The sequence below is a fragment of the Angelakisella massiliensis genome, from assembly GCF_900104675.1.
GTDB classification, from domain to species: Bacteria; Bacillota; Clostridia; order Oscillospirales; family Ruminococcaceae; genus Angelakisella; species Angelakisella massiliensis.
The window spans coordinates 963,914-990,667 of the sequence record NZ_LT629945.1; the positions used below are offsets into that span (position 1 = coordinate 963,914).

Here is a 26,754-nt window from a genome sequence, read left to right on the forward strand (position 1 = left end):
TAAAGCTTTTTTACTCTCCCCAGCTGAGCCGGGGGATGTCGTTTCGCTAAAGCACATCAATTCAAACTCATACCAACCAGGATATGTACCTGGTTGGTATACCACGACCTGCGCCCACCAAGGCGTGAAACCAAAAATATGGCCGTTGGCTTCGTCAGAATCTTGACGGCGCATCCAGGCGAATCAGGTCCCCCTGGAAGTGTGTCAAACCTTTTCTGTTAGTATGCTTTAGCGAAAAGAGAACCCCCGGCTAAGCCGGGGAGAGTAAAAGAAATTATATAGTGAAAAAACCTTCTGGTAGAATAGAGTTGCGGTCGGCCAACTGCAACAATAAAGAACCAGGAGGTCTTTTCTATGAAAGAAAAAGATATAGAAAGTTTGCAGCACACAAGATGGAGATGCCAATATCATGTGGTATTTGCGCCAAAGTACCGGCGAATGGCAATATATGGTCAGATCAGGAAAGATATCGGACAAATACTGCGAAAGCTGTGTGAGCAAAAGGGAGTGGAAATTATAGAAGCACAAGCGTGCCCAGATCATATCCATATGCTTCTGAGTATTCCACCGAAGTATAGTGTATCACAAATTATGGGATATCTCAAAGGAAAAAGCAGTTTAATGATCTTTGACAGACATGCGAATCTGAAGTATAAGTATGGGGACAGACATTTCTGGGCAAGAGGATATTATGTAGATACAGTGGGGCGAAATAAAAAGCAAATACAGGAATACATCAAACAACAGTTAGAGACAGACCAGATAGCGGATCAAATGAGTTTAAAGGAGTTCATAGACCCGTTTACGGGTAGCAAGAATACCAAGGCGTAAAGGAACGCCCCTTCAGGGGCCCGCCATGAGTCAGCAATGCAGTTGGCCGACCCATTCGTGGCCCCTTTAGGGGCGTTGTCCGTATCATGCCCTTCTAGGGCTATCCCAAGCCCCCGGCTTAGCCGGGGGTCCTGACTGTTATGACAGGCTCAGCCTGTTACAGCTCAATCTTGCCGTACAGATGGGCCTCATTGGTGGCCTTCACTTCCTCCTCAGGCCGCTCCACCTTCTTGGGGGCGGGAGCGGGAGCCGGAGCAGGCTTGGGGGTCACGATCTTCTCGGTACCATCGGGACGAATCGGTACTCCTCTGGGCAGATCTGCAAAGAGCTCAGCATCATTGACCGGCTGGGCAGGCTGGGCTTTCTCTCCCTTGGGAGCAGAACCTCTGCCGCCCCGATCCCCCTCGGGACGAGGCCGTCTGTCTCTGCGGGATTCACCAGAGCGTTCACCACGATCTCCGCGGCCGCCCCGGCCTTTGCCGCCCCGCTGCTCTCCGCCCTTACCGCCTTTTTGGGGAGGCTCGATTGCGGAAATCACCACCCGACGGTTGGGATCCACACCAATAGAGGCGGAGGTTGCGCCTTTCACCTGAGAAACAGCTCCGTGGATCACCCGGCGCTCATAGGGATTCATGGGCTCCAGCGTGGTGCTCTTGCCAGTACGCACAGCGGTATTGGCAAGCTTTTTAGCCAGGGCGATGAGGGTCTTTTCCCGCTTCTCCCGGTAATTGCCGCTGTCGATGTTCACACGGATATAATCTCCTTCGCCCCGGTTTGCCACCAGGCTCACCAGGTACTGGAGGGAATCCAGGGTCTCGCCCCGGCGTCCGATAATGACGCCCAGGCCGGTTCCAGACAGCCGCAGGCAGACAGAATCCTCATAGTAACGGGGGGTTACCTGGATATCCTCAAAGCCCATGGCTTTCATGATCTCGGTGACATAGTCGGCTGCCCGCTGAATTTTTACCCGCACTTCCTCAGTGGGCTCCACTTCCACCGGTTCCGCCTTGGGAGCCGGAGCGGCAGCGGCAGTCTCGCTGTTTTCTTCCTGGGGAGCCTTCCGCTCCGGGGCAGGCTTCCGCTCGCCCTTGGGCTTGCGCTCGCCCTTGGGCTTGCGCTCACCCTGAGGCTTCTGGTTCTTGGCAGGCCGCTCACCACGAGGCTCACGGGTCTTTTCGGTGGTCTTTTCCTGAGGCTTCTCAGCAGTCTTTTCCCCCTCAGGGCGAGGCTGCTTGGGAGCCTTGGGCTGCTGCTGAGACTGCTGGGGCTGACCTTTAGGAGCAGGACGCTCCTGTGGACGCTGCTCTTTTTGGGGCTCTGCTTTGGGAGCGGGAGCCGGTTTGGGGTCGGGCAGCTCAATATAAACCCGGACCTTGGCGGGATGGGTCTTGAGGCCGAAAAAGCTCTTTTTAGGGAGACTGATGATCTCAAACTGAGCGTCCTCCCGCTGGATGTTCAGCTGGGCGCAGCCGTTGTCAATAGCGGCATTGACGTCCTTCCCTGTAGCGGTAACTTCTCTGATCACAGTTTGGCACCTCCTGCGTGTCGGAGGACATATTTATCCTTTCAGGTCCTCGTCGGAAACCTCGATGTCCTCATAATCGCCGTATTTTTCGGCGTTGCGTTTTCTGGCCGCAGCCAGCTTCTGGCGATTGATCTCCTTCTGGGTAAGAGCCTTTTCGCTCTTTTCCTCGCCCCGCTCCTTGGCCAGCTTTTTGGCCTCGATGCGTTCCTTCCGTTCCTGTTCCTCTCTGGCTTCCCGTTCCGCCTTCATCTTCTCGGCGATCTCTCTGGGATTCCAGAACTTATTGAGCACGACAGCCTGAACAGAAGCCACCAGGTTGGAGATGATCCAGTACAGACCCACGCCTACCGGTACCAGGGTGGTAAACCAGACAGACATCAGGGGCATCATATACATCATCATCTTGGTGGAACCGCCGGCACTCTGGCTGGCAGGGGAGTTTCTCATGGTGATCCAGGACATGAGGAAAGCGGTGGCGCCGGAAAGCAGAGGCACCAGCACCAACAGATTCAGGCCGAATCCGGGAGTGACCGTCATATCCAGACCAAAGCAAACCATGTTCAGGGAATTGACCTTTTCGATGACATCGGCTCCCACCTCAGCAAACAGCTCGGGGCTGGACTGGATGGCCTTGAGCATATCGATCTGGGGGGCGTAGCTGCCCAGAGAGATGGCATTGGCGGTGCAGATATTCTGAATCTGGGTCAGAACTTCCGCGGAAAGATGGGTAATGTGGGTCAGAGGACGATAAATAACGTCGATCAAACCAAACAGAATGGGGAACTGAATGAGCATGGGCAGACAGCCGGACATCATGCTGTAGTTCTCCCGCTGATAAAGGGCCTGAACCTCTTCATTGAGCTTCTGAGGATTGTTCTTGTATTTATTCTGCAGCTCCTGAATCTGAGGCTGGATGATCTGGAGCTTGATGGTACCCTTCTGCTGTTTGATGGACAAAGGCAGCAGCAGCAATTTGGTTGCGACGGTGAACAGCACCAGCGCCAAGGCATAGTTGTGGACCAGCTGATACATAGCCCACATGATGTAGCCCAGCGGGTAACCGAAGATTTCCATGATAAGTCTCATTGCTTTTCTTCCTCCATAGCAGTGTCGCGGAGATGTGCCGCCTGCTCTCTGGCGGCGGCGAAGGGCCGGAGGGAAAAATGCTCCGGCACGGGATCATAGCCGCCCTTGAACAGGGGATTGCAGCGCAGCAGGCGGCACAGGGCCATCAGCCCGCCCCGAAGGGGACCGAAGCGGCGGATGGCGGTGATGGCGTAACGGGAACAGTTGGGGATAAAGCGGCAGCAGGGGGGCTTGAGAGGGGAGATGTACCGCTGGTAAAAGCGGATGGGGGCAATGGCCAGGCGGCTGAGGAAGCTGTCCCGGGGCTCCGGGGAAGAGGGGCTCATCGTCCCGCCTCCCGGGCGCCGGTAAGCCGCTGGAGGTGAAGGGCCATCACCCGGCGTACCTGCTGCATTTTACAGGTGGTGGTCCGCCCTCGGGCCACAAAGATCAGGTCGTATCCCCCGGGCACCGTGGGAGCAAGCTCCCGCCAGGCGGCCCGGATGACCCGCTTGGCCCGGTTGCGCTGGACGGCCCCGCCCACCTTTTTGCTGGCGGTGATGCCCACCCGGGTGCAGGGCCTGCGGCTTTTCAGGGCGTAGGTGACCAGCAGGGGGTCCACCTGGCTTTTTCCCCGCTTGTACAGACGCACGAAGTCTCTGTTTTCACGAATGATCAGGGGATCTTTCATCGGGTCCTTCCATTTCTTCCGGCCCCCGGCCCATCTGGACGCCGGAGCAGCCTGAAAAACCGGAGTTTTCCTTTCTCCCCGCCCCGGAGCGGCCCAAAGGCTTCCGGAGCCTGGCGGGGAGCCCTGTTCCGGCTTTTTCCTCCCGGAAAGGCGGCGGGGAGGGGCATTTTTCAAACGAGTCGTAAAAAGAAAGCCCACATCACAGTGTGGGCGCAGGCAGGGCCGGGGCCGGCAGCCAAAGCTGCCGCTGCCCGACGCCGGAACAGAACCGGCGGGACAGCCAGACTCCGGACCAAAACATGTTCAGGAAAACGTACCGCCCGGGGGCGCCTGGGCAGCCTGCCCCCCGGCGGAAATTCCCGTCACCGGAGCACGCTCTCAGACGGTGAGCGCGGCGCGGCCTCTGGCTCTGCGGCGGGCCAGCACTTTACGGCCATTGGCGGTGGACATTCTCTTGCGGAAGCCGTGGACCTTGCTTCTCTGTCTCTTCTTGGGCTGATAAGTTCTGAGCATTCTTGATTCCCTCCTTTTCTGAGGCGTTCCTTTTTTGGAAAGGGTCTGGGACCCCCTCCTGGTCAACACGCCGGAAACACGCTGTCGGCCTGTCCGCTCCAGGCGTCCAGACCAACCCTTTTCCGCCTTTTTTCCCAAAGAGGCACGGCGGAAATAACGCCCCGGCGCGATAAAAGCGCTGCCGAAGCCTGTACAACAGGTTTCCATGGCAGGGTGAAACCTTGCAATATAGGATTATACCCTGATTTTACGCGCCCTGTCAAGGGTTTTGGGGGACAAAGGGGAAGAATTCTTCCCCGGAAATGGAAAATCACGGCAGGAGTTTTCCACTGTCTGTTGAAAACCGTGTGGAAAACCTCGTTTTTCTCCGTTTTTTATACATTATAAAATAGGGTGGTTGGGAATTGTTGAGAACTTGTAAACTTTCCACTTTTATGCTATACTGAAGTATCTGATTTTTTGCACCGCGCAGGTGCGTTTTTTGAGGAGTGACCGCTTTTATGGATTCCTTCCGGGAAGTTTTCGACCTGGCTTGCCAATACTGTCAGAAAGAGCTGTCCGAGGTGGCCTACAACCTGTGGATCAAGGACATCGAGCCGGTCCGTCTTGAAGGCTCGGTGGCCTATCTTTTTGTCCGCAGCGCCTTCAAAAAGTCCATTGTAGAGGAAAAATACCTGGGACTTCTGAAAAAGTCCTTTGAACAGGCCCTGGGCTTTGAGGTGGACGTTTCCCTCAGCTGCGAGGAAAGCGCCGCCCCCCCTTCCGCTCCGGCTCAGACTCAGGGGACCGCTCCGTCCCAGAGCCCGCCCCTGTCCGCCGCCGCTCCGGCTGATCCCGCTCCCGCCGTCCATGAGCCGGAGGACCAGCTGGGCAGCACCGATGAAACCTTCGACACCTTCATTGTGGGCCCCTCCAACAAGTTCGCCCACGCCGCCAGCTGCGCCGTGGCCAACAATCCCGCCAAAGCCTACAACCCCCTGTTCATCTACGGCGGCTCCGGCCTGGGCAAAACCCATCTGCTCAGCGCTATCTGCAACGAGATCCGCAAAACCCATCCGGAATTCAACATCGTTTATGTCAAGGGCGAGGACTTCACCAACGAGCTGATCCGGGCCATCGGCGGCAAGCAGACCCAGCAGTTCCACGACAAGTACCGGGTGGCCGACCTGCTGGCGGTGGACGATATCCAGTTCATCGGCGGCAAGGAGAGCACCCAGGAGGAATTCTTCCATACCTTCAACGCCCTCTATCAGGCGGGCAAACAGATCATCCTCACCTCCGACCGGCCTCCCAAGGAGATCAAAACCCTGGAGGACCGGCTGCGCACCCGCTTCGAGTGGGGCCTGCTGGCGGATATCCAGCCTCCGGATTTTGAGACCCGGGTGGCCATCATCCAGCGGAAGGCGGAGATGATGAATATCGAGATTCCCGACGACGTGGCGGAATATATCGCCAACCGCCTGAAAAACAACATCCGCCAGCTGGAGGGCGCCGTCAAGAAGCTGAAGGCCTACAAACAGCTGGCCGGTTCCAATCCTTCCATCCTCATCGCCCAGAGCGCCATCAAGGATATCCTCAGCGACCACCAGCCCATCCCCATGACGGTGGAACGGATCATCACCGAGGTTGCACGGACCTACGGCGTCACCGCCGAGGATATCCGCAGCGTCAAACGGGCCAGCGCCATCTCTACCGCCCGCCAGGTGTCCATGTATATCGTCCGGGAGATCACCCAGATGAGTATGGCCACCATCGGCGAGGAATTCGGCAACCGGGACCACAGCACCGTCGTCTATGCCATCCAGCAGGTCCAGAAGAATATGGAAAAGGACCAGCACTTCAAGGAGACCGTGGACGACATCATCAAAAACATCCGGACGCTGTAAGGCGGAGATTGCGTCGGGGATATGAAAGAGCATCAAAAAGGGTACGGGAGTTACGGCCAAAGGGTCACAACCCTTTGGAATCCCATTGTTGAGGCAATCACGATCTAGTTAGTCAGAGTGAGTGCCTGCCGCAGTTTTGGTTGGTACCTTTCAGTGTTAGGGGAACGGGCTGGAGGGCAGGTTTCTGCTCCTGTCCCAGCAGAGCCGAAACCGCCCGCTCGCCGGTTGTCCGGGTAAAGCCGGACAATCCACTCGCTGCTCTCGCCGCCGCAAAGTCTGCTACCCTCGGAATGCCCAATTCTTAATTGGGCATTCCTCACCCGCTCCCTTGCGGCGGCTCCTCCGAAAAAAGTCCCGCTCCCGTCCGGCGAAAGGCTTATAAATACGCCTTTTTAGCGCCGTCTGGTCGCTACCAACTTTTTTCGGGCGAAGGCTATTAAAATTCAAGAGGAAATTTAGATAGCACCGCAAATGTGCGGCTCCAAGGCGGCGCAGCTAAGCTGCGCCGCCCCCAAAGAGAGTGAAAACGATGATTGGCAGAAAAGAGGTCCTGTCTGTTCACTTTTGTCCCAAGCCCCATCCGCCTCGGGCGGATTTGAATTTTACCTTAGCAGTCGTTTTTTTCCTTATAAGATGGAAATCACCAACGCCCGGAAAAAGTTGCTAGCGCAGCGGAGGCGTCGGGAGGGCGTTTATCAACCGAGCAGCCGAAGCAAGCGTGACTTTTTCCGGAGGAGGCGGGGCAAGGAAATGGAGTGGATGGTCCCCGTCCAGGGGACCGAAACGGAATGGACTTTGTCCCGCCGAGCATGAGGGCTACAGACTGGCGATACCACAAAAAGTAAATCCCCCGGCTGTGCCGGGCCCAGAGAATTTCCCCCATATTCCAAAACCTTTCATTTCACAGTAATCGCCTCACCCCCCATCAAAATCTCTTTTCACCGCCTTTTTCACCATCTCTTTCCACTTGTGCCCTGGGATTATATCCCCTTTTCACCGGCAGTGGAAAGCTTTTTCCACCGGCCGCCGAATGTTTCCACCGCTTAATGTGGATTGTGGAGGGAGAATCGTTGAAAGCAGGGCGTTTTCCGCCGATTTCACCACATTCCCTTCACCGTATTCCACCAGCAGTTGAAACTTCCGCTTGCTTTTCACTTTTGCACTTTTTCCCCACCATTCTTCCAGATGTGGAAAATTCTGATTTTTCAGCCCGCAAGCGGACTTGTCCCGTCCTTCACATTTCCACCGGCTCTACTATTACTACTATTTTATATTTATTCTTTCTATACAGAAAAGAAACCCGGCAGGAAAAAGAATCAGGATTTTCCACCGGCAAAACAGTCTTTATACTGTCTGTATAATTGCAGGATATCCTTCATTTTCCCCTTTTTAAGGGGCCCATCCCGTTCAAAAGGAGCGTATGCCAACATGAAATTTATTTGCAGCACCTCGTTACTCAATCAGGCCATCATGAACGTCTCTCTGGCGGTGGCCCCAAAATCCAGCCTGGCGGCGTTGGAGGGGATTCTGGTTACCGCCAAGGGCCAGACCGTTCGCTTGGTGGGCTATAATCTGGAGCTGGGGATCACCACCACGCTGGAAGCCCAGGTCCGGGAGGAAGGGGAAGTGGTCATCCCCGCCAAGCTTTTTTCCGACATTGTCCGGCGTACCGACAGCCCGGAGATCACCATTTCCTGCGATCCCCGGTTCCTGGTGGAGATCACCGGCGGCGTTTCCCGGTTTACCATCCTGGGCATGTCCTCCCTGGAGTTCCCGGAGCTGCCCTCGGTGGGGGATGGAGATGGGGTCAGCCTGCCTCAGAACAAGCTGCGCTCCATGATCGACCAGACCTTGTTCGCCGTTTCCACCTCCGACGCCAAACCGGTTCACACCGGCGCGCTGTTCCTGATGGAGGACGGTGAGGTGACAGTAGTGGCGGTGGACGGTTTCCGTCTGGCCCTCCGGCGGGAAAAGGCGGCTTCCAACCAGCCCATGCGCTTTATTGTCCCGGGACGGACCCTCAGCGAGCTGTTAAAACTGTTGGGGGACAGCGATGATTCGGTGGGGATGCAGGTCAGCCGCAAGCATATTCTCTTTACCATCGGGGACTGCTGCGTCATTTCCCGTCTGCTGGAAGGGGACTTTTTGGATTACAACGCCGCCATCCCCAAGGAGAGCGCCACGGTGGTGAAGGTCAATACCCGGGCCCTCATCAATTCCATTGAAAGGACCTCTCTGCTCATCTCCGACCGTCTGAAAAGTCCTCTGCGGGTATCCTTCGGGGAAAATGTCATTCAGATGTCCTGCTCCACCACCATCGGCAAGGCCTATGACGAGTGCCCCTGTGAAACTGCGGGACCGGGCGTGGAGATGGGGTTTAATAACCGCTATCTCATGGACGCCCTGAAGAACAGCGGCTCCGATCAGGTGCTGCTCCAGCTGGGAGGTCCCCTGTCCCCCATGAAGGTGGTTCCTCCCGATGGGGACAGTTTCCTGTTCCTGGTGCTGCCCATGCGGCTGAAAACCGAATGATCGCCTGAAGGAGGCGGAAAAGGGACTGATATGAAAACAGAAGTCATCACCATTCATACGGAAATGATCAAGCTGGACAGCTTTCTCAAGTTCGCCGGAGCTGCCGAGACCGGAGGCCACGCCAAAGAGCTGGTGGCGGCCGGTGAAGTGCTGGTCAACGGAGAGGTTTGTCTGATGCGGGGCAAAAAGCTTTATCCCGGGGATCGGGTGACCCTGGGGGAGACGGTATACGAGGTAGGGTCCGTTGCGGGTTGAACGGCTGATTCTGGAGGATTTCCGCAACTTCACCCGGGCGGAGTTTCTTCCGGCCCCTGGGGTCAACGTCATCTACGGCAACAACGCCCAGGGGAAAACCAATCTCATGGAGGCCCTGTATCTTCTCACCGGCCAGCGGAGCTTCCGTCCCAGCCGGGAAAGCGACCTGGTGCGGTTCGGACAGAGCCAGGGGATCATTGAGGCGGACTTTTTCGCCGGGGGCCGCAGCCAGAATGTGCGGATGGTCCTGGGAGGGGGACGAAAGACTGTCTCCCTCAACGAGCTGCCGGTCCAGCCCTCGGAGCTGACGGGGCGGTATTTCGCGGTGGTCTTTTCCCCCACCGAGCTTTCCCTGGTCAAGGAGGGTCCCGCCCAGCGGCGGTCCTTTCTGGACAGCGCCATCAGCCAGGTGATGCCCCGGTATCTCAAGACCCTGGCGGCCATGAACCGGGCTCTCTCCCAGCGGAACACGGTGCTGGGGGACATGAGCCGTTTCGCCGGACTGGAGGGGATGCTGGAGGTCTGGGACCGGAGCTTCGCCAAAATGGCCTATTCGGTCATCCATGCCCGCAGGCGGTATATCCGCCGTCTTTCCCCCAAGGCCGGGGAGGTGTACAAGGGCATTTCCGGCGGCCGGGAGGAGCTGACGGTGGCCTACCAGTGTACCATTCCCGGAAACTGGGACGCCATGACCCAGCAGGAGGGGGAACAGGCGGTGCTGGAGGCTCTGGCGGCCAACCGGGGGGAGGACCTGCGGTTAGGTTTTACCGGGGTGGGCCCCCACCGGGACGACATGGATCTGCGGATCGACGGCATTTCCGCCCGGTCCTTCGGCTCCCAGGGGCAGCAGCGCAGCTGCGCGCTGGCGCTGAAGCTGGCGGAATGCGGCGTCATTGAGGAGATTGCCGGGGAGCGGCCCATTGTGCTGCTGGACGATGTCCTCAGCGAACTGGACAAAAAACGCCGGGACTATTTTCTTTCGGACATCCACGGGGGACAGGTGTTCCTCACCTGCTGTGACAGCGGCAGCATCCGGGGAGTGACCCGGGGAATGACCATCCGGGTGGACCGGGGACAGCTTCGGTCCAGGCGGGTGACGGAAGGCCGCGCCAGCCGGAAAACAGACAAGGAGGAAGCACAGGATGTACCTGCATCTGGGACAGGACACGGTGGTACGCACCAGTGAGATCATCGGTATCTTTGATATGGATAACGCCACCGTAGGCAAATCCACCCGGCAGTTTCTGGCCCAGGCGGAGAAGCGGGGACAGGTGGTCAACGTCACCGGGGAGCTGCCCAAGACCTTTGTGGTCTGCCGGGACAAACGGGGAGAGGTTCGGGTGTATATCAGTCAGATTTCCTCCGCCACCCTGCGCAAGAGGACCGGCTTTATCGATCAGATCGCCAATATCTGAGGAAAAAAACGACGGAAAAAAACCATCCCCCGGCCCGGGCGGCTGTGGGATTTGGATGAAATAGACGATAGAGGATGGCGTCCATCCGCCGTCCGCCGGCTCGGTGAGCCGGGATTTCTGATTTGGAGAGGGAGAATATCAGGTGCAAAACAATCAGACAAACCAACAGTACGATGGGTCTCAGATCCAGGTGCTGGAAGGACTGGAAGCGGTCCGCAAGCGGCCGGGCATGTATATCGGCTCCACCAGCTCCAGGGGTCTCCATCATCTGGTCTATGAGATCGTGGACAACGCCATCGACGAGGCGTTGGCGGGCTACTGCGACCATATTGAGACCTATATCCTGCCGGGGAATGTCATCCGGGTGGTGGACAACGGCCGTGGTATCCCTGTGGGCATCCAGCCCAAGCTGAAGATCCCCGCTGTGACGGTGGTCTTCACCGTCCTCCATGCCGGCGGCAAGTTCGGCGGCGGCGGTTATAAGGTATCCGGCGGCCTCCATGGCGTGGGCGCGTCGGTGGTCAACGCCCTGTCGGAATGGCTGGAGGTGGAGGTCCGGGACGGCACCCACGTTTATCACCAGCGGTATGAGCGGGGCAAGATCGTCACCGACCTGGAGATCATCGGCGACTGCACCGAGACCGGCACCACCGTCACCTTCAAGCCGGACGGGGAGATCTTCGAGGACTTGGTCTATGATTACGAGACCCTCCACACCCGTCTGCGGGAGGAAGCCTTCCTCAATGCCGGGGTGCGGATGTCCATCTACGACCAGCGGGAGCCGGACGGTCCTCAGGATTCCATGTGCTATGAAGGCGGTATTGCTTCCTTTGTGGAGTATATCCACAAGCGCCGGTCCCTGGAAGTGCTCCATCCTGATGTGATCTTCATCAGCGGCGACAACGGCGATTCCACCGCCGAGGTGGCCATGCAGTATAACGACAGCTATAATGAGCTGATTCTGTCCTTCGCCAACAACGTCAACACCGGCGAAGGCGGTACTCATGAGGACGGTTTCAAGCAGGCCCTCACCCGGGTGATGAACGACTATGCCCGGAAAAATGGTTTGCTCAAGGACAGCGACAAGAATCTCACCGGCGAGGATGTCCGGGAAGGTCTGACCGCGGTCATTTCGGTTCGGCTGCGGGACGCTCAGTTTGAGGGCCAGACCAAGGGCAAGCTGGGCAACAGCGAGATCAAGACCCTGGTCAGCGGCATTGTCACTGCAAAGCTGTCCACCTATTTTGAGGAAAATCCGGCGGTGGCCCGGGCCATTATCGACAAGTCCCTCACCGCCAGCAGAGCCCGTGAGGCCGCCCGGAAGGCCCGGGAGCTGACCAGGCGGAAATCCGCGCTGGAGACCATGTCTCTCCCCGGCAAGCTGGCTGACTGCTCCGAGCGGGACAATGTGCGCACCGAGCTGTATATCGTTGAGGGTGATTCCGCCGGCGGCTCCGCCAAGGACGGACGGGACCGGCGGTTCCAGGCCATTCTTCCCCTGTGGGGCAAGATGCTCAACGTGGAAAAGGCCCGCATCGACAAGGTGTTCGGCAACGAGAAGCTGATGCCTGTTATCACCGCTCTGGGCTGCGGCATCGGGGATGAGCTGGACCCCACCAAGATCCGCTATAATAAAGTGGTCATTATGGCTGATGCCGATGTGGACGGCTCTCATATCCGCACCCTGCTGCTCACCTTCTTTTTCCGGTATATGCGTCCCCTCATCGAGCTGGGACATATCTATATCGCCCAGCCGCCCCTGTTCAAGCTCCAGAAGGGCAAACAGGTGCGCTATGCCTATTCCGACGCTGAGCGGGACAAATATATCGCTGAACTGAACCCCGACGGCACCGGTAAGGTGGATATCCAGCGGTATAAGGGCCTTGGTGAAATGGACCCCCACCAGCTGTGGGAGACCACCCTGGACCCGGAGCGCCGGGTGATGCTCCAGGTGACCATGGAGGACGCCGTCAAAGCCGACGAGACCTTCACCATCCTCATGGGCGACAAGGTCCAGCCCCGAAAGGAGTTCATCGAGCAGAACGCTCAGTATGTCACCAACCTGGATATTTGATGTTCTGAGATTGTGACGGGGGATACGAGGGGAAACGGGGGATGCGCCCAAAGGGACTCTCGGCGGGGCAAAGTCCGCTACTCTCGGAACGCCCAATTAAGGAATTGGGCATTCCTCACCCGCTCCCTTGCCCCGCCTCTTCCCCAAAAGGTCCCGCTTGCTTCGGCTGCTCGGTTGCAAGCGCCCTCCCGACGCCTCCGCTGCGCTACCAACCTTTTGGGGGCGGGGGTGATTAAAATTAAAAAGGAAATTTTGGTCCGAACCGCAAATGTGCGGCTTAAAGGCGGCGCAGCTAAGCTGCGCCGCCCCCAAAGAGAGCGGAAGCGACGGTTTGCAAAACAAAGAGCCTTTTATTGCACCTTGCTTACAAACCCTGTAGTTTTCTGAAAAGCTGAGGGAAACCCGCTAGCGGCGGTTTATCCGCCGCCCACAAAAGAGGGAAAGCGATGGTTTGCAGAAGAAAAGTCCTGTTCACTCACTCAGGCCACAAGCCCCATCCGCCTGGGGCGGATTTAGGTTCTACCTTATCCGCGCAACGGAATACCGGTTCCGCCGCGAAGGCGGCAGCGGAATTCCGGTATTAGCAAGGCGGCAGTATCTGTACTTGCTGCCGTGGGTCGGAGCAAGGGAATGCCGCCCCCGTGTGTCAGGCGGCAAAAAATGGACCACGGGGCGGAGCAGGCCCCTTGGGCCATTTTTCCGAGCGCACCGGGCGGGGAAGCAAAAACAGCCGTTCTTTTTTCCTTATAAAATGGAAATAACCAACGCCCGAAAAAAGTTGCTAGCGCAGCGGAGGCGTCGGGAGGGCGCTTGTTACCCTAAAGGGTACAGGCAACCGAGCAGCCGGAGCAAGCGTGACTTTTTTCGGAGGAGCAGACGCAAGGGAGCGGACGGATGGTCCCCGCACAGGGGACCGAAGCATAGCGGACTTTGCGGCTGCGAAGCGGTACGCTGGTGAATTTTGCTTCCTTTGTTTCATTACAAAGGAAGTGCCCGCCCGGCATGAGGGCTGCAAACCAGCAATACCGCAAAAAGTATACCTCCCCGGCTGTGCCGGGCCCTCAATCTTTCGTGCATATCTTTTTTCCTTATCAAACGCAAATAAACCCCGCCCGAAAAAGTTGGCAGCAACCAGACGATGCCTAAAAGGTGCATTTATAAGCCTTTCACCAGACGGGGGCAGGACTTTTTTGGAGCAGTCGCCGCAAGGAAGCATAACGGACTTTGCGGCGGCGAGAGAAAGGAATGGATCAAAACATGAGTGAAGAATTCAATCAGAATCCTCAGGTGGAGGGAGAAAATACAGGCGGCGGCCGTCTTATTCAGGTGGATATTGACCGGGAGATGCGTAAAAGCTTCCTGGATTACTCCATGTCCGTCATTGTGGACCGGGCACTGCCTGACGTTCGGGACGGTCTGAAGCCTGTTCACCGGCGTATTCTCTATGCCGCCAGCCTGTCGGGCCTTACACCTGACAAGCCTTATAAAAAGTCCGCCACCATCGTCGGTGATGTGCTGGGTTCCTTCCATCCCCACGGCGACGCGTCGGTTTATGACGCCATGGTGCGGATGGCCCAGAAATTTTCCCTGCGGTATCCCCTCATCGACGGCCATGGAAACTTCGGCTCCATTGACGGCGACCCGCCGGCCGCCTACCGTTACACCGAGGCCCGGATGAGCCGTATCGCCCTGCAGATGCTGGCGGATATCGACAAGGAGACCATCGACTGGACCGGCAACTACGACGACACCAAAAAGGAGCCGGTGGCTCTGCCCAGCCGGTTCCCCAATCTGCTGTGCAACGGCTGTACCGGTATCGCCGTAGGTATGGCCACCAATATCCCTCCCCACAATCTGGGGGAGGTGATCGACGCCATTGACTGCCTCATTGACAATCCGGACGCCACCCTTTATGAGCTGATGGAGCACATCAAGGGGCCGGATTTCCCCACCGGCGGCATCATCATGGGCCAGGCGGGTATCCGTGCCGCCTATGGCACCGGCCGGGGCCGGATCATTCTGCGGGCCAAGGCGGAGATCGAGGAGTGGAAGAACGGCCGTGAGCGGATCATCGTCACCGAGATTCCTTACATGGTCAACAAAGCCCGCCTCATTGAGAGCATCGCCGACCTGGTCAAGGAAAAGCGGATCGACATGATCAGCGACCTGCGGGATGAATCGGACCGTGACGGTATGCGCATCGTCATTGAGCTGAAGCGGGAAGCCAACGCTCAGGTGGTGCTCAATCAGCTTTATTCCTACACCCAGCTTCAGGATACGGTAGGCGTTATCATGCTGGCTCTGGTAGGCGGCGTACCCCGTGTTCTCACCCTCAAGGAGATGCTGGAGGAGTATATCCGCTTCCAGTTTGAGGTCATCACCCGCCGCACCCAGTTTGATCTGAAAAAGGCCAAGGACCGGGAGCATATCCTGGAAGGCCTGAAGATCGTCAGCGACAACACCGACGAGGTCATCCACATCATCCGCCACTCCAAGGATGAAAACGACTCCAAAGTGAACCTGATGGAGCGTTTCGGCATTACAGACGCTCAGTCCGCCGCCATTGTGGGAATGCGTCTGGGCCGTTTGTCCGGCATGGAGAGGATCAAGATTGAGGAAGAGCTGGCCGCCATCCTCAACAAGGTGGCGGAATTGACTGCCATTCTGGCGGATGACCAGAAGGTGTACCAGATCATGAAGGATGAACTGCAGGTGATCCGGGATAAATATTCCGACGACCGCCGCACCGAGATCCAGCCGGTTTCCGGAGAGGTGGATATTGAGGACCTGATCCCTGTTACCGACTGCGTGGTCACTCTCACCCACTTCGGCTACATCAAGCGGCAGCCTGTGGATGTTTATCACACCCAGCGCCGGGGCGGACGGGGCGTTTCCGGTCTGAGCCGCCGGGAGGAGGACTTTGTGGAGGAGCTGTTTGTCTGCTCCAGCCATGATTACATCCTGTTCTTCACCAACAAGGGCAAGATGTACCGCCTCAAGGGCTATGAGATCCCTGAGAGCTCCCGTACCGGCAAGGGCAACAACATCGTCAATCTGCTGCCGGTGGAGAAGGAAGAAAAGATCACCGCCATGATCCGGGTGGGCGAAGTGGATGAAGACAGCTTCCTGGTGATGGTCACCCGTCAGGGCACCATCAAGAGGACCCAGCTTTCCGCTTACAAGAACATCCGCAAGGGCGGCATCATTGCCATCAGCCTGGAGGAAGGGGATGAGCTGGCCTGGGTGCGCAACACCACCGGCAACGAGGAGCTGCTTATCGGCACCGCCATGGGCATGGCGATCCGCTTCCCTGAAACCGATGTCCGTCCCATGGGCCGTACCGCCATGGGTGTCCGGGCCATCCGTCTGGATGAAGGGGATGAGGTTGTGGGTATGGCGCGCATTCATCCTCAGGGTCAGCTGCTGACCATCACCGAGAAGGGCGCCGGACGGCGGACCAATCTGGAGGAATACCGTCTCCAGAGCCGCGGCGGCAAAGGTATCTGCAACTATAAGTGCGAGAAGAAGGATACCCGTGTGGCTGCCATCCGTGTGGTGCAGCCGGATGATGATGTGTTCCTCATTTCCGATGACGGCGTGATCATCCGTATTCCCGTAGACCAGATCACGGTCCAGTCCCGTTATGGCGGCGGTGTCCGTGCCATGCGTCTGGAAGAGGGAAGCCGGGTAGTTTCCATCGCCCGGGCCCCCAGGGAGACCGAGGAGGAAACGGAGGAGGCTCAGGAGGAAATTTCTGCTGAGGAAACCTCCACCCAGCAGGCAGCAGCTGAAGAGACTTCTCCGGCAGAAGATGCAGGGGAAGACATCTGATTGTGAGCGTTTCTGAAAATGAAGAGTGACACGGATTTTTCCCAGAAGGCGGGGGTGCCGGAGCAAAAGGCGCCGGCATCCTTTGAAGCCCAGCCTTTTTAAGGGGGCAGATTTCTCTTTGTGGGGAGAAGGATGAAAATTTTCACTTTTCAGAAAGCCCCCGGGGGTTCCTTCCCCCAAAAAAGACAGCTTGAAAACCACAGAAAGCGGAGGCGAGGCGGCTTTAAGGAGCCGTTCGCTTCCGCTTTTCACAGACAAAAAAGGGGAACCGGTCCCCTGACAGATGATTTGAGTTTTTTGGCGTATTTCTTGCTATGAATAGTTCCAGCAAACTCCAGATGAAGTTTTTACAGATAATCCACAGAGAGGGTGACCCAATGAGAAAATGGTTCTGTCTGTTGACAGCGCTGCTGTTCTGCCTGCTGCCGGTGGGCTGCGGAGAAGAAGAGAGTAAATCCATCCGGTTGGATTTTACCGGTCAAGTGACCAATCTGGACCCGCAGTTTGTCACCGACGAGACCAGCAGGACCATTCTGTCCAACACCTTTGATGGATTGCTCAGGCAGACGGAAGACGGTACTTTGGAGCCTGCCTGTGCTGAAAGCTACACCATCTCTGCCGATGGGAGGGTTTACACCTTTATCCTGCGGGATGATCTCCGCTGGAGCAATGGAGATCCGGTGACGGCCAATGATTTTGTTTTCGCTTTGCGGAGATTGTTTCATCCCCAGGTACCGTCCCCTTACGCGGGGGAGTATCTTGCCATTGAGGGTGCGGCGGAGGTGCTGGCGGGGCAGCTGCCCCAGGAGAGCCTGGGAGCCAGGGCTTTGGATGACCGGACTTTGGAAATCACCCTGACCCAGCCATCGGCGCTGTTTCTCCAGCGTCTGGCGGCCACGCCGGCACTGCCCTGTGAGGAGAAGTTTTTTACCGAGACCAAGGCCCGGTATGGCCTGAGCGTCAATGCGCTGCTGTTTAACGGACCCTATGAGATCAGTTCCTGGAGAGAGGAGCAGGTGGTGCTGAAAAAAAATTCCCGGTATTTTGCTGAGGAAACGGTGGTTTGTCCCCAGGTGGTTTTTTATAGCAGCCGGGTGGTGACAGCGGAAGAGGCGGAAAAACCGGAGGATGTCCAGTCTGCCCGGGATCTGTTTCTGGCGGGAAGCGCCGATCTGTACAAAGCCTCCTATGAGGAGCTGGAGCAGCTGGAGGGGGCGGGGGCCCAGATCCTTTCGGTGGAGAATACCGTATGGATGCTGGCTTTTCGTCAGCAGGGAGCTTTGGCGGAACCGCTGGTACGCCGGAGTTTCCTTCAGGCTGTAGACCGTTCGGGCATCAGTGAGCGGCTGCCGGAGCAGTATCGCTTTACCGACAGCTGTGTTCCCCAAAATAATCTGCTGGAGGGGATGGATGACCCTACCATTTCCTCCGGCGATACCCAGACAGCCAGGGAAACCCTTCTGCAGGGGCTGTCCCTGCTGGAATTGGAGAAAATGCCCACAGTGACGCTGCTGCTGCCGGAATCGGCGGGGCTGACGGATCTGGCGGGATATTACCAGCGTCAGTGGATGGAAAATCTCATTGTTTATGTGAATCTGGAACGGGTCAGTGACAGTGAATATCAGTCCCGTATCGCCTCAGGAGATTTTGATCTGGCTTTTCTGGCCATGGAGGCGGAAGGCCAGGGACCGGGAGGAATGCTGGAAAGCTTTTTGTCCGGTTCCAGCCGAAATGTGGTGGGATATGAAAATCCCGACTATGATGCCTTGGTGACAGGAGCGCTGGAGGAGGATCAGATGGAGGACACCATCGCCTGTTATGAGCAGGCCCAGCAAATGCTGCTGGATCAGGGAGTTGTCCAGCCTTTTGCCGCCCAGTCCACCTATTATGCCTTGGGGCAGGGAACCTCCGGTATTACCCTGGAGGGTGGGCTGTTATCCTTCCGCAGTGCGTCCCGGTACTGAATCTAAATCAAAAAAGGTGCCTTTGGTATTTGGTGATACCGGGCACCTTTTTTTACTGTTTTTCCTAAGCTTTTAAGGGATCTTCAGCGCCGTCTGCGGTAAAGGATGATGGCGGATGCCAATCCCCCCACGATCAGTATGCCTCCCATGACCATGATGGCCCCTGTGATCAGTTCAACAGGAAGAAAGGGATTGTAGCCATCGGTGAAGATCACCTCCGGCGGAAGCATTTGTCCCATCATCACCCGCCACAGTATTGCAATCCCCAGGACAATGACGCCATAGCTGGCCAGAACCAATCCCCCCACCCATCCCCACCTCTGGAACAGCCAGGTGATTTTGCTCCACAAACTTCCTCTTTGGAAGGGTGGAAACGGCTGAAAGGAGGGGGAAGGGGCTGCTTCTTCCCCGTTGAGGAGCAGATCCAGGGAAATCCCCAAAGCCTGGGCCAAAAGAGGCAGTTTGTCTGTTTCGGGAAGAGATTCATTGCGTTCCCATTTGGAGACGGATTGGCGGGAAACTCCCAGCTTTTCGGCCAAAGCCTCCTGAGATAATCCCTGACGGCGGCGGAATGCCGAAATTCGTTCTCCCAGTGTCATGATGCTTCCTCCTTTGTTGTTTCTCTTATTTTCAAGACAATGATAGCAAATTTTCCCGGTTGCCCACAAGAAAGACAAAGCCTCTTTTTGTCAACTGGTGGTTGCGGTGGTAAAAAACGCTGGGAATCTTTCTGCTTTTGGAACGTTTTTTTGAGTAAATGGAAAAGTCTGTCTCTGCTTTGGATATTTCTGGAACACGGAAAAAGTTTTTTCATATTTTTTTTCAAAAATGTTCCTGAAAACCCCAAAACAGCTTCATAAATGCCCAATATAATAAGCACATCAGCTAAAGGAAATCGCCTCAAGCGGCCAGACCGCTGAACACAAAAAACTGCCAGCGCCCGGTGGACGGAATACCGGCCGGACCCATGGCAGGACAAACAATTCCCCCCACCGGGGTTTGTATATAAATTGCTTTTCTTCTTTCTTCCTCTTTCTTTTCTCTTTTCATTTTCTCTGCAAAAAGGGTACGGCCGTTACAAGCCGTACCCTTTTTGCGTAAAGCACCATGTTTTTATAGTCTGCATTCCATCTGGCAATCAAATGGTTCCCGGTCAATATGCTGCTGATGGCGGTATTTTGCCTCCACACATCCCATTTTTCTGTAAAAAGCCTGGGTTTCCACCGCTGAATGGGCGGAAAGATACAGCAGATCCGCTCCCTGGGCTGCAGCCCATTTCTTGGCTTCCAAAAACAGTGCCGTTCCAATTCCATGACGGCGCAGATCCCGGGAAACATGGAGATTGGACAGATCCAGATATTTTTGTTCCGTTCCAAAAAACACAGCCTCCACCGAAACGAAGCCCTTGAGATGCCCCTGAGAAAAAGCGCCCCACACCAGCCCTCCCTCAGCCAGAGTTTTTCTCAACTGAGAAAGCAGCTGCCGGTAATCCTCTTCCGTCCAGTCATCCACAAAAGGGTCCTCCCGGATGACCCATTGATTTTCTTCCAGGCGCCAGCATTCGGTGACCTGCTGCAGCCGAATGAAATGGGAAAACAGTTCCCGGTTCAGCTTATGAGGCTCTATCTTTCTGTAGTGTATCATTCCTCCGGCACCTCTTACAATGTTCTTTCATCCTTGTCCATGAGAAAGGACGGCGTCCGCTGAAAAATGGAAAAGCTGTTCATTCAGTCCCGCCTGACGGCAAAAAAATCCCGCAGCACCTGGGCGCACTGGTCCGCCAAAATTCCAGTGGTCACCAGAGGGCGGCAGTTGAAATCCAGGTCAAAAAGATGAATTTTGGAACCGACGCATCCTGCCGCCGGATCGGAAGCGCCATATACCACCCGGTCAAGACGGGCGTTGAGAATCGCCCCCGCGCACATGGGGCAGGGCTCCAGCGTCACATACAGGGTGCAGCCGGTGAGCCGCCAGCTGTGGAGCAGGGCGCATCCCTGGCGGATGACATTGATTTCCGCGTGGCCCAAGGGGTCCTGGTCCCGCTCCCGGGTGTTATGTCCCCGGGCAATGATTTGTCCATCCTTTACCAGCACCGCGCCTACTGGAACTTCCCCCTCCAGGGCGGCAGCATGGGCTTCCTTGAGGGCCTCCTCCATAAAGGGTTCATGTCGTATCATCATGACTTCTTCTCCTGTTGTATCCAAGGCAGGACTTGAGACCGCCCTATAAGGGCGGTCTGATCCCGCTGAAAAATCTCTGTTTTTTGGAAATGAAAGGGAAAGGGAGCGGTATGCTGCAGGGCGGCATCCCATCCATTTGCCGGAGTGGATTTCTCTTTTGTTATCACTATACCATACCGCCATCCCTTTTTCCAGAAATTCCAGTTTGTGCGTTTCTCAGCTGGCTGCCAGCAGTGCCCGGAGCAATGCTTTGAATGCCCGGGAAAGGGTCATCCGCTCTACAGCCTGGGAGGCTACCAGAGGATAGGTCAGTACCGTTTTTCCATCCACCTGTACCTTTACCGACCCCAGCTCCTGCCCTGCTGTTACCGGCGCTTCCACCGAATCCGCCAGCTCCACCTGCTGGCTGATGCTTTCCGCTTTGTCCCGGGGGATGACGATGGTGCCCGGCAGATCAAAGCTCACCGGTACCTCCGGCTCAACCCCACGGGTCACAGGCACCGGCGTCAAACCGGCAGGACCCTCCAGAGGCTGGGCTTTGTAATTGGCAAAACCCCAGTCAAGGAGACTGCGGGCAGCGGCAAAACGATGATCCGAAGTATCCGCCCCCATTACCACCGCAATCAGTCCCAGGCCGTCCCGCTCCGCTGTGGCTGACAGGCAGCTCCCGGCGCCGTCGGTGGTGCCGGTTTTCAGTCCGGTAGTGCCCTCATAAAAACGGACCAGACGGTTGGTGTTCACCAGCTGGGTGGCGCCGCCCCGGAGACTGTCCATCCAGATGGTAGTATAATTTTTGATGGTGGGGTGTTTGAGCAGCTCCCGGGACATGATGGCGATATCACGGGCGGTAGAGAGGTGCCCTTCATGGTCCAGACCCGCCGCGCAGACAAAATGCGTGTTTTTCATCCCCAGCTCCTGGGCCCGCTGATTCATCTTTTCCACAAAGGCTTCCTCGCTGCCCGCTACATATTCCGCCAGACAAACAGTGGCATCATTGGCGCTGGCTACCGCCGCGGCCTTTACCAGCTCATCCACCGTCATTTCCTCGCCGGCCTTCAGCCAGATTTCCGACCCGCCGTATCCCGCCGCGTTCTCAGAGCAGGTGACCCGGTCCGTCAGGCTGATGCTGCCGTTGTCAATGGCCTCCATGATCAGCAGCAGGCTCATGATTTTGGTGATGGACGCCGGAGGCAGCTGTTGATCCGCATCCATTTCCCATAATACTTCGCCGGTGTTTTCTACCATGAGGATAGCGCTTTTTACCGGCAGTGAGGACCCGGGACCCATGGCGGAAGCCATTTCCACCTCTTCCTCAATGACCCAGGCGGGGATGTTTTCCTCCCCTTTTTCTTCCGGTGTGTCTCCCATTGCTGTCACCGGCGCCAGCATCACCAGCGCCATCCATATCGCCAGCAGCTTTTTCATCCCCAAACCTTCCTTCCACCTTGTCTTTCCCTCTATCTATATGCCTGGAAACAGAAAAAAAGCCCTTTATTTCTTTCCGACAGGAAAGGGAGAAATAAAAGGCAGGATGGAGGATGATTTTTATGGTTTTGAATTTTGTTTTTTATGGAAACAGGTTTTCTACAGACTGAGCGGCGAGAGAAAACTCTCCCGCCGCTTTATTTTCTGTAACCGTTAAAAACGGAAAGACTTAAATTTCTCTTACCACCGGCAGCCCATACCCATGCCAGCGCCCCGTCCGGCACCATAGCCAGCGCCGTATCCGGTGCCGTCACCAGGGCCGTAACCTGCGCCGTAACCAGCACCATAACCAGCACCGCAGCCCGCTCCGCTGCCGCAGCCGTAACCCAGTCCGCAGCTGCCGTCACGGAGGCCGGTTCCATCGCAGGTGGCCTGACGCTCCTCATAAGCTTCCAGCCAGGTGTCGGCTTCTTCATCGGTGATGCGGCCCAGCTCCACCAGCTCATCCAGTCTCTCTTCATGGATGTCGGTCATGGCCTGCTGGAACTCCTCCAGTTTACCGGCTTCATCAGCGATCTGGCCATAGGTTTTGCCATCGGCCCGCTGCTGCTGTACTTCTTCCACGGTGCTGCCGGTGACGCCGGCGGCAGCTTCGGCAGGGGTGCTCCATTGGGCGGCCAGGGCCACAACGGAGGTGGAGGCCAGGACCATAGCGGCGGTGAGGGCGGCCAGCAGTTTCTTGTTGTTTTTCATGATTCAAAACTCCTTTTCATCTTCATTTATGATTTGTGGATCAGGATGGCGGCGCTTTTTGTGAGGACCGCTCCCTGGAGGGTACGGTCTTATTCTATCCCCCCTTCATGGCAAATGTGTGTCAGCAAAAAGTTATTTGGGAGGAATTTTTTCTGCCCGTGCCATGGAACTGCCATGATCCTGTGCTATACTGTCCTTAACAGAAGCCGCAAAAAAGAACCTCCCGCGGCAGAGGCGTTCCCAGGTCCGGAGGCTTTTGGACAGGGAAATGGTGCCCACGTCAGGGGATGAAAGTGCCCCGCCCCAAAAGGGGGCCGCCATGTCTGTGATGGAGAAGCAGTTGCAGGATTTTTTATAAAATGGATGACATTTGAAGGAGGAAGAGAACCATGTCTTTGATGCTCATTGCCGATGACCACCAATCGCTGCTGAATATTCTTTCCAGCGCTGCCAAAAAGGAAGGCTTTGAAGTGGCCACAGCCATGGATGGTCAGGAGGCGCTGGAGCTGTTTGACCAGCTGCATCCCCAGATTGTGCTGCTGGATGTAATGATGCCCAAAATGGATGGATTCCAGGTCTGCCGGGAAATCCGCCGCCAGTGGGATACGCCGGTGATCATGATCACTGCCCGGGGGGAGGATTTTGAAAAGATCATGGGGCTGGATATCGGGGCGGATGATTATATTGTCAAACCTTTTTCTCCCGGTGAGGTGATGGCCCGGGTGCGGGCAGTGCTCCGCCGGGCGGGACGGGAAAGCGCCGATTCCAAGCGGCTGACCGTGGAGGACCTGACCATCAACCTGGAGGATTACACCGTCACTATTGGAGGAGAGCCGGTGCGTCTGACCAAGCGGGAGGTGGATCTGCTGTGGACCCTGGTGGAGAACCGGACCAGAGCTTTTACCAGAGACCATCTGCTGGATCTGCTGTGGGGGATGGATTATTATGGGGACCCGCGAACGGTTGATTCCCACATCAAGCGGCTGCGTGCCAAGCTGGATGAAATTCCTCATCCCCGGTGGCAGATCGCCACCATCCGGGGTGTAGGCTACAAGTTTGAGGTGAATCATGAGGGATAGATTGTTCTGGAAGCTGGCAGTGGGCTTTGTGGCAGTGCTGTTGGTGTTTACGCTGATTTTAGGGACCATGTTTCTTTCTTTGTTCCGCAGCCACACCCTGGAGCTGCACCGTGAGGAGCTGGAGGCCAAAGCCCTTTCCATCTCTGCGACTTTGGGGGATTTCCTTTCCGGCAGGGGAGGCATGGGCCGGAGCGGCCAGGGAGGGATGGGCGCTTATCTGCGGTATCTGGATGAGCTGGCCATGGCGGATGTCTGGCTGCTGGATACGCAGATGAACCGCTTGACTGCCGGACATATGAACTGGACCACCGCCCAGGAAAACCCTTTGCCGGAAGCGGGAGAGGAGGTGGCCCGTCTGGCTCTGGAAGGGCAGCTCAACTGTAACCAGGACCTGGATACGCAGAAGGGTTCCGACTTTGTGCTGGTGGGTGCTCCCATCTATGGAAGCAGCGGAGAGTTATTGGGTGCTGTGGTGCTTCAGTCCTGGGTGGATGGTGTGGATCATTCAGTGGATCAGGGACTGTCCGCCCTGGGGCTTTCCGCCGGTGTGGCGCTGGTGTTCGCTTTGCTGGCGGCACTGTTTGTATCCTATCGGTTTTCCCGGCCCCTCTGTCAGCTGAGGACCACCGTGAACCGCTTGGGAGAAGGGGATTATTCGGCCCGTACCCAGGTGCGGCAGCGGGATGAAATCGGACAGCTGGCAGGGACCATTGATATTCTGGCGCAGCGGCTGGCGGAGGTGGATCACCAGCGGGAGGAACTGGACCGGATGCGGGATGACTTTATTGCCAATGTCTCCCATGAGCTGCGGACACCGGTGGCGGTTCTGCGGGGTTCGGTGGAGCTGCTGGCTGACGGTACGGTGGATGACCCGGCGGAGATTCAGGAGTATTATGGTCAAATGCTGGGAGAAAGCCGTCATTTGGAGCGGCTGGTAAACGATCTGCTGGAGCTTTCCCGTCTGCAAAATGCCCAGTTCCGCCTGGAAACCGCTCCGGTGGACCTGCGGGATGTTCTCCGGGACGCTGCCCGTGCAATCCGCCCCAAGACTGCCCCAAAGGAAATTACGGTCCACCTCTCTCTGCCGGAGCAGGAAGCGGTACTGGAGGGAGATTATGGACGGCTGCGGCAGATGATCCTTATTTTGCTGGATAACAGTGTCAAGTTTTCCCCTGTGGGCAGCAGTATTGAAATGTCTCTCACACAGCAGCCCAATGGCCTTCTTTTGGATGTCGCCGACCATGGCAGCGGCATTTCTCCGGAAGAACTGCCCCATATTTTTGAACGGTTCCGAAAAACATCCTCCAGGGAAAACGCCTCCGGAACAGGTCTCGGTCTGGCTATCGCCCAGCAGATCGTCCAGCGCCACGGAGGCGAAATCGCCGTGGAAAGCAAGCAGGGAGAAGAAACTGCTTTCCATATCTCCTTTCCGGTGAAAGCGGACGTGGGGGAATGAGGGGATGCGGGGGAATATGGAGGAATGCGAGGAAAACGGGGGATACGGGGAGGTACGGAGGATACGCCCAAAGGGACTTGTCCCTTTGGAAACCCATAGTTGAGGCAATAGCGATCTGGTTAGTCGGAGAAAGTGCCTGCCGCAGTTTTGGTCTGTACCTTTTAGTGTTAAGGGGAACGGGTTGAAGGGTTAGTTTGTGTCTCTATCAGAGTATCGTCAAAGCCGCCCGCTCGCCGGTTGTCTGGGTAAAGCCAGACAATCCACTCGCTGCTCTCGGCGGGGCAAAGTCCGCTACCCTCGGAACGCCCAATTAAGGAATTGGGCATTCCTCACCCGCTCCCTTGCCCCGCCTCTTCCCCAAAAGGTCCCGCTTGCTTCGGCTAAGGCTTTGCCTGTGCCCTTTGAGGGCATAAACGCAGCCATGACGCCTCCGCTGCGCTACCAACCTTTTGGGGGCGGGAGTGATTAAAATTTAAGAGGAAATTTGATTTGAACCGCAGGTGTGGGGCATAATGGCGGCGCAGCTTAGCTGCGCCGCCCCCCAAAGAGAGCGAAAGCGATGGTTTGCAGGAAAAGGGACTTATCATGTCGTTTCATCTTACAAACCCTGTAGTTTTCTGAAAAGCTGGGGAGACCCGCTGGCGGCGGTTTATCCGCCGCCTATAAAGGGAAAAAGCAATGGTTTGCAGATAGCAAGTTCTATCTACTCACTCAGGCCACAAGCCCCATCCGCCTGGGGCGGATTTGGATTCTACCTTATCCGCGCAACGGAATACCGGTTCCGCATCAAATAAAAACACCGTCGCCCGGAAAAAGTTGCTAGCGCAGCGGAGGCGTCGGGAGGGCGTTTACAACCGAGCAGCCGGAGCAAGCGTGACTTTTTCCGGAGGAGCAGACGCAAGGGAGCGGGCGGATGGTCCCCGTACAGGGGACCGGAGCATAGCGGACTTTGCGTCTGCGAGGGCGGCAGCGGAATTCCGGTATTAGCAAGGCGGCGGTATCTGTACTTCCTGCTGTGGGTCGGAGCGAGGGAATGCCGCCCCCGTGTGTCAGGCGGCAACTAAAACTACCTTAGCATACCGAAAAAAGTTGCTAGCGCAGTGGAGCCGTTGTGAGGGCGTTTACCAACCGAGCAGGCGAAGCAAGCGGGACTTTTTTCGGAGAAGCGGGGGCAAGGAAATGGAGTGGATGGTCCTCGCTTAGAGGACCGGAACGAAATGAACTTTGTCCCCGCGTCGGAGCGGAGGGGCGACTTGAAGCGATTTTCCGAGCGTACCAG

23 protein-coding genes are annotated in these 26,754 nt (G+C 56.7%); 13 read left to right on the forward strand and 10 right to left on the reverse strand.

Annotation, left to right across the window (positions count from 1 at the left end):
* Positions 1-354 precede the first annotated feature (354 nt).
* The gene (tnpA, locus tag BQ5383_RS09905) at positions 355-831 is read left to right on the forward strand and encodes an IS200/IS605 family transposase (RefSeq protein WP_071431596.1); all 477 of its coding nucleotides are present in this window, start codon (positions 355-357) and stop codon (positions 829-831) included.
* A gap of 157 nt (positions 832-988) precedes the next feature.
* Here tnpA and jag read toward each other — a convergent pair whose 3' ends face one another.
* The 5 genes from jag to rpmH form a co-directional block, all read right to left on the reverse strand.
* Positions 989-2,356 carry an RNA-binding cell elongation regulator Jag/EloR gene (gene jag / locus BQ5383_RS09910; RefSeq protein ID WP_071431598.1) on the reverse strand — a complete coding sequence of 456 codons (1,368 nt, stop codon included), beginning with the start codon at positions 2,354-2,356 and terminating at the stop codon, positions 989-991.
* 33 nt (positions 2,357-2,389) lie between these two features.
* Positions 2,390-3,442 (reverse strand): YidC/Oxa1 family membrane protein insertase, encoded by a 1,053-nt coding sequence (locus BQ5383_RS09915; RefSeq protein ID WP_071431600.1) that lies wholly within the window; start codon positions 3,440-3,442, stop codon positions 2,390-2,392.
* On the reverse strand, positions 3,439-3,768 hold the full coding sequence (gene yidD, locus BQ5383_RS09920; RefSeq protein WP_071431602.1) for a membrane protein insertion efficiency factor YidD: 330 nt from the start codon (positions 3,766-3,768) through the stop codon (positions 3,439-3,441). Before yidD ends, BQ5383_RS09915 begins: the two co-directional genes overlap by 4 nt.
* On the reverse strand, positions 3,765-4,112 hold the full coding sequence (rnpA, locus tag BQ5383_RS09925) for a ribonuclease P protein component (protein ID WP_071431604.1): 348 nt from the start codon (positions 4,110-4,112) through the stop codon (positions 3,765-3,767). Before rnpA ends, yidD begins: the two co-directional genes overlap by 4 nt.
* A 378-nt stretch (positions 4,113-4,490) precedes the next feature.
* Positions 4,491-4,625, reverse strand: a complete 135-nt coding sequence (gene rpmH / locus BQ5383_RS09930; protein ID WP_071431606.1) for a 50S ribosomal protein L34 — start codon at positions 4,623-4,625, stop codon at positions 4,491-4,493.
* Positions 4,626-5,125: 500 nt separating this feature from the next.
* Between rpmH and dnaA the strand changes: the two genes are divergently transcribed.
* From dnaA to BQ5383_RS09980, 9 genes are all read left to right on the forward strand, one after another.
* The gene (gene dnaA / locus BQ5383_RS09935; RefSeq protein WP_071431608.1) at positions 5,126-6,511 is read left to right on the forward strand and encodes a chromosomal replication initiator protein DnaA; all 1,386 of its coding nucleotides are present in this window, start codon (positions 5,126-5,128) and stop codon (positions 6,509-6,511) included.
* Positions 6,512-7,581: 1,070 nt separating this feature from the next.
* Positions 7,582-7,872, forward strand: a complete 291-nt coding sequence (locus tag BQ5383_RS20745; protein WP_139193398.1) for a hypothetical protein — start codon at positions 7,582-7,584, stop codon at positions 7,870-7,872.
* Between the two features lie 67 nt (positions 7,873-7,939).
* Entirely contained in the window at positions 7,940-9,043 is a 1,104-nt protein-coding gene (gene dnaN, locus BQ5383_RS09945) for a DNA polymerase III subunit beta (RefSeq protein ID WP_071431612.1), read from the forward strand.
* Between the two features lie 30 nt (positions 9,044-9,073).
* Positions 9,074-9,298, forward strand: coding sequence for an RNA-binding S4 domain-containing protein (locus tag BQ5383_RS09950; RefSeq protein WP_071431614.1), 225 nt, complete (start codon positions 9,074-9,076; stop codon positions 9,296-9,298).
* Positions 9,288-10,484, forward strand: coding sequence for a DNA replication/repair protein RecF (gene recF, locus BQ5383_RS09955; RefSeq protein WP_071431616.1), 1,197 nt, complete (start codon positions 9,288-9,290; stop codon positions 10,482-10,484). The genes BQ5383_RS09950 and recF overlap by 11 nt, the downstream gene beginning before the upstream one ends.
* The gene (remB, locus tag BQ5383_RS09960) at positions 10,441-10,713 is read left to right on the forward strand and encodes an extracellular matrix regulator RemB (RefSeq protein WP_071431618.1); all 273 of its coding nucleotides are present in this window, start codon (positions 10,441-10,443) and stop codon (positions 10,711-10,713) included. Before recF ends, remB begins: the two co-directional genes overlap by 44 nt.
* Before the next feature lie 142 nt (positions 10,714-10,855).
* A complete protein-coding gene (gene gyrB / locus BQ5383_RS09965) occupies positions 10,856-12,787 on the forward strand; it encodes a DNA topoisomerase (ATP-hydrolyzing) subunit B (protein ID WP_071431620.1) in 1,932 nt (643 codons plus the stop codon).
* A gap of 1,257 nt (positions 12,788-14,044) precedes the next feature.
* On the forward strand, positions 14,045-16,618 hold the full coding sequence (gyrA, locus tag BQ5383_RS09970) for a DNA gyrase subunit A (protein WP_071431622.1): 2,574 nt from the start codon (positions 14,045-14,047) through the stop codon (positions 16,616-16,618).
* Positions 16,619-16,995: 377 nt separating this feature from the next.
* Positions 16,996-18,582, forward strand: a complete 1,587-nt coding sequence (locus BQ5383_RS09980; protein WP_071431626.1) for a peptide ABC transporter substrate-binding protein — start codon at positions 16,996-16,998, stop codon at positions 18,580-18,582.
* Positions 18,583-18,665: 83 nt separating this feature from the next.
* Here BQ5383_RS09980 and BQ5383_RS09985 read toward each other — a convergent pair whose 3' ends face one another.
* The 5 genes from BQ5383_RS09985 to BQ5383_RS10010 form a co-directional block, all read right to left on the reverse strand.
* Positions 18,666-19,181, reverse strand: coding sequence for a helix-turn-helix domain-containing protein (locus BQ5383_RS09985; protein ID WP_071431628.1), 516 nt, complete (start codon positions 19,179-19,181; stop codon positions 18,666-18,668).
* Between the two features lie 514 nt (positions 19,182-19,695).
* On the reverse strand, positions 19,696-20,226 hold the full coding sequence (locus BQ5383_RS09990) for a GNAT family N-acetyltransferase (protein ID WP_071431629.1): 531 nt from the start codon (positions 20,224-20,226) through the stop codon (positions 19,696-19,698).
* An 83-nt stretch (positions 20,227-20,309) separates the two neighbouring features.
* On the reverse strand, positions 20,310-20,762 hold the full coding sequence (tadA, locus tag BQ5383_RS09995) for a tRNA adenosine(34) deaminase TadA (protein ID WP_071431631.1): 453 nt from the start codon (positions 20,760-20,762) through the stop codon (positions 20,310-20,312).
* Between the two features lie 216 nt (positions 20,763-20,978).
* Entirely contained in the window at positions 20,979-22,187 is a 1,209-nt protein-coding gene (locus tag BQ5383_RS10000) for a D-alanyl-D-alanine carboxypeptidase family protein (RefSeq protein WP_235821965.1), read from the reverse strand.
* A gap of 240 nt (positions 22,188-22,427) precedes the next feature.
* Positions 22,428-22,940, reverse strand: coding sequence for a hypothetical protein (locus tag BQ5383_RS10010; RefSeq protein ID WP_071431637.1), 513 nt, complete (start codon positions 22,938-22,940; stop codon positions 22,428-22,430).
* A 389-nt stretch (positions 22,941-23,329) separates the two neighbouring features.
* On the opposite strand from BQ5383_RS10010, the gene BQ5383_RS10020 reads away from it, so the two are divergent.
* The 3 genes from BQ5383_RS10020 (at position 23,330) to BQ5383_RS20750 (ending at position 26,269) form a co-directional block, all read left to right on the forward strand.
* The gene (locus tag BQ5383_RS10020) at positions 23,330-24,019 is read left to right on the forward strand and encodes a response regulator transcription factor (protein WP_071431640.1); all 690 of its coding nucleotides are present in this window, start codon (positions 23,330-23,332) and stop codon (positions 24,017-24,019) included.
* Positions 24,009-25,475 carry a sensor histidine kinase gene (locus tag BQ5383_RS10025; RefSeq protein WP_071431642.1) on the forward strand — a complete coding sequence of 489 codons (1,467 nt, stop codon included), beginning with the start codon at positions 24,009-24,011 and terminating at the stop codon, positions 25,473-25,475. Before BQ5383_RS10020 ends, BQ5383_RS10025 begins: the two co-directional genes overlap by 11 nt.
* Positions 25,476-25,987: 512 nt before the next feature.
* The gene (locus BQ5383_RS20750; protein ID WP_139193400.1) at positions 25,988-26,269 is read left to right on the forward strand and encodes a hypothetical protein; all 282 of its coding nucleotides are present in this window, start codon (positions 25,988-25,990) and stop codon (positions 26,267-26,269) included.
* The last annotated feature ends 485 nt before the right edge of the window (positions 26,270-26,754 follow it).

What these genes read in the sequence shown, in the direction of transcription:
- tnpA (WP_071431596.1), top strand. Translation starts at nt 355, where the DNA reads ATGAAAGAAAAAGATATAGAAAGTTTGCAGCACACAAGATGGAGATGC.
- tadA (WP_071431631.1), bottom strand. Translation starts at nt 20,762, where the DNA reads ATGATGATACGACATGAACCCTTTATGGAGGAGGCCCTCAAGGAAGCC.
- BQ5383_RS09990 (WP_071431629.1), bottom strand. Translation starts at nt 20,226, where the DNA reads ATGATACACTACAGAAAGATAGAGCCTCATAAGCTGAACCGGGAACTG.
- BQ5383_RS10025 (WP_071431642.1), top strand. Translation starts at nt 24,009, where the DNA reads ATGAGGGATAGATTGTTCTGGAAGCTGGCAGTGGGCTTTGTGGCAGTG.
- BQ5383_RS09915 (WP_071431600.1), bottom strand. Translation starts at nt 3,442, where the DNA reads ATGAGACTTATCATGGAAATCTTCGGTTACCCGCTGGGCTACATCATG.
- BQ5383_RS20750 (WP_139193400.1), top strand. Translation starts at nt 25,988, where the DNA reads ATGGCGGCGCAGCTTAGCTGCGCCGCCCCCCAAAGAGAGCGAAAGCGA.
- BQ5383_RS10000 (WP_235821965.1), bottom strand. Translation starts at nt 22,187, where the DNA reads ATGAAAAAGCTGCTGGCGATATGGATGGCGCTGGTGATGCTGGCGCCG.
- BQ5383_RS09985 (WP_071431628.1), bottom strand. Translation starts at nt 19,181, where the DNA reads ATGACACTGGGAGAACGAATTTCGGCATTCCGCCGCCGTCAGGGATTA.
- BQ5383_RS10020 (WP_071431640.1), top strand. Translation starts at nt 23,330, where the DNA reads ATGTCTTTGATGCTCATTGCCGATGACCACCAATCGCTGCTGAATATT.
- rpmH (WP_071431606.1), bottom strand. Translation starts at nt 4,625, where the DNA reads ATGCTCAGAACTTATCAGCCCAAGAAGAGACAGAGAAGCAAGGTCCAC.
- rnpA (WP_071431604.1), bottom strand. Translation starts at nt 4,112, where the DNA reads ATGAAAGATCCCCTGATCATTCGTGAAAACAGAGACTTCGTGCGTCTG.
- yidD (WP_071431602.1), bottom strand. Translation starts at nt 3,768, where the DNA reads ATGAGCCCCTCTTCCCCGGAGCCCCGGGACAGCTTCCTCAGCCGCCTG.
- BQ5383_RS09950 (WP_071431614.1), top strand. Translation starts at nt 9,074, where the DNA reads ATGAAAACAGAAGTCATCACCATTCATACGGAAATGATCAAGCTGGAC.
- BQ5383_RS09980 (WP_071431626.1), top strand. Translation starts at nt 16,996, where the DNA reads ATGAGAAAATGGTTCTGTCTGTTGACAGCGCTGCTGTTCTGCCTGCTG.
- remB (WP_071431618.1), top strand. Translation starts at nt 10,441, where the DNA reads ATGTACCTGCATCTGGGACAGGACACGGTGGTACGCACCAGTGAGATC.
- BQ5383_RS10010 (WP_071431637.1), bottom strand. Translation starts at nt 22,940, where the DNA reads ATGAAAAACAACAAGAAACTGCTGGCCGCCCTCACCGCCGCTATGGTC.
- dnaN (WP_071431612.1), top strand. Translation starts at nt 7,940, where the DNA reads ATGAAATTTATTTGCAGCACCTCGTTACTCAATCAGGCCATCATGAAC.
- dnaA (WP_071431608.1), top strand. Translation starts at nt 5,126, where the DNA reads ATGGATTCCTTCCGGGAAGTTTTCGACCTGGCTTGCCAATACTGTCAG.
- gyrA (WP_071431622.1), top strand. Translation starts at nt 14,045, where the DNA reads ATGAGTGAAGAATTCAATCAGAATCCTCAGGTGGAGGGAGAAAATACA.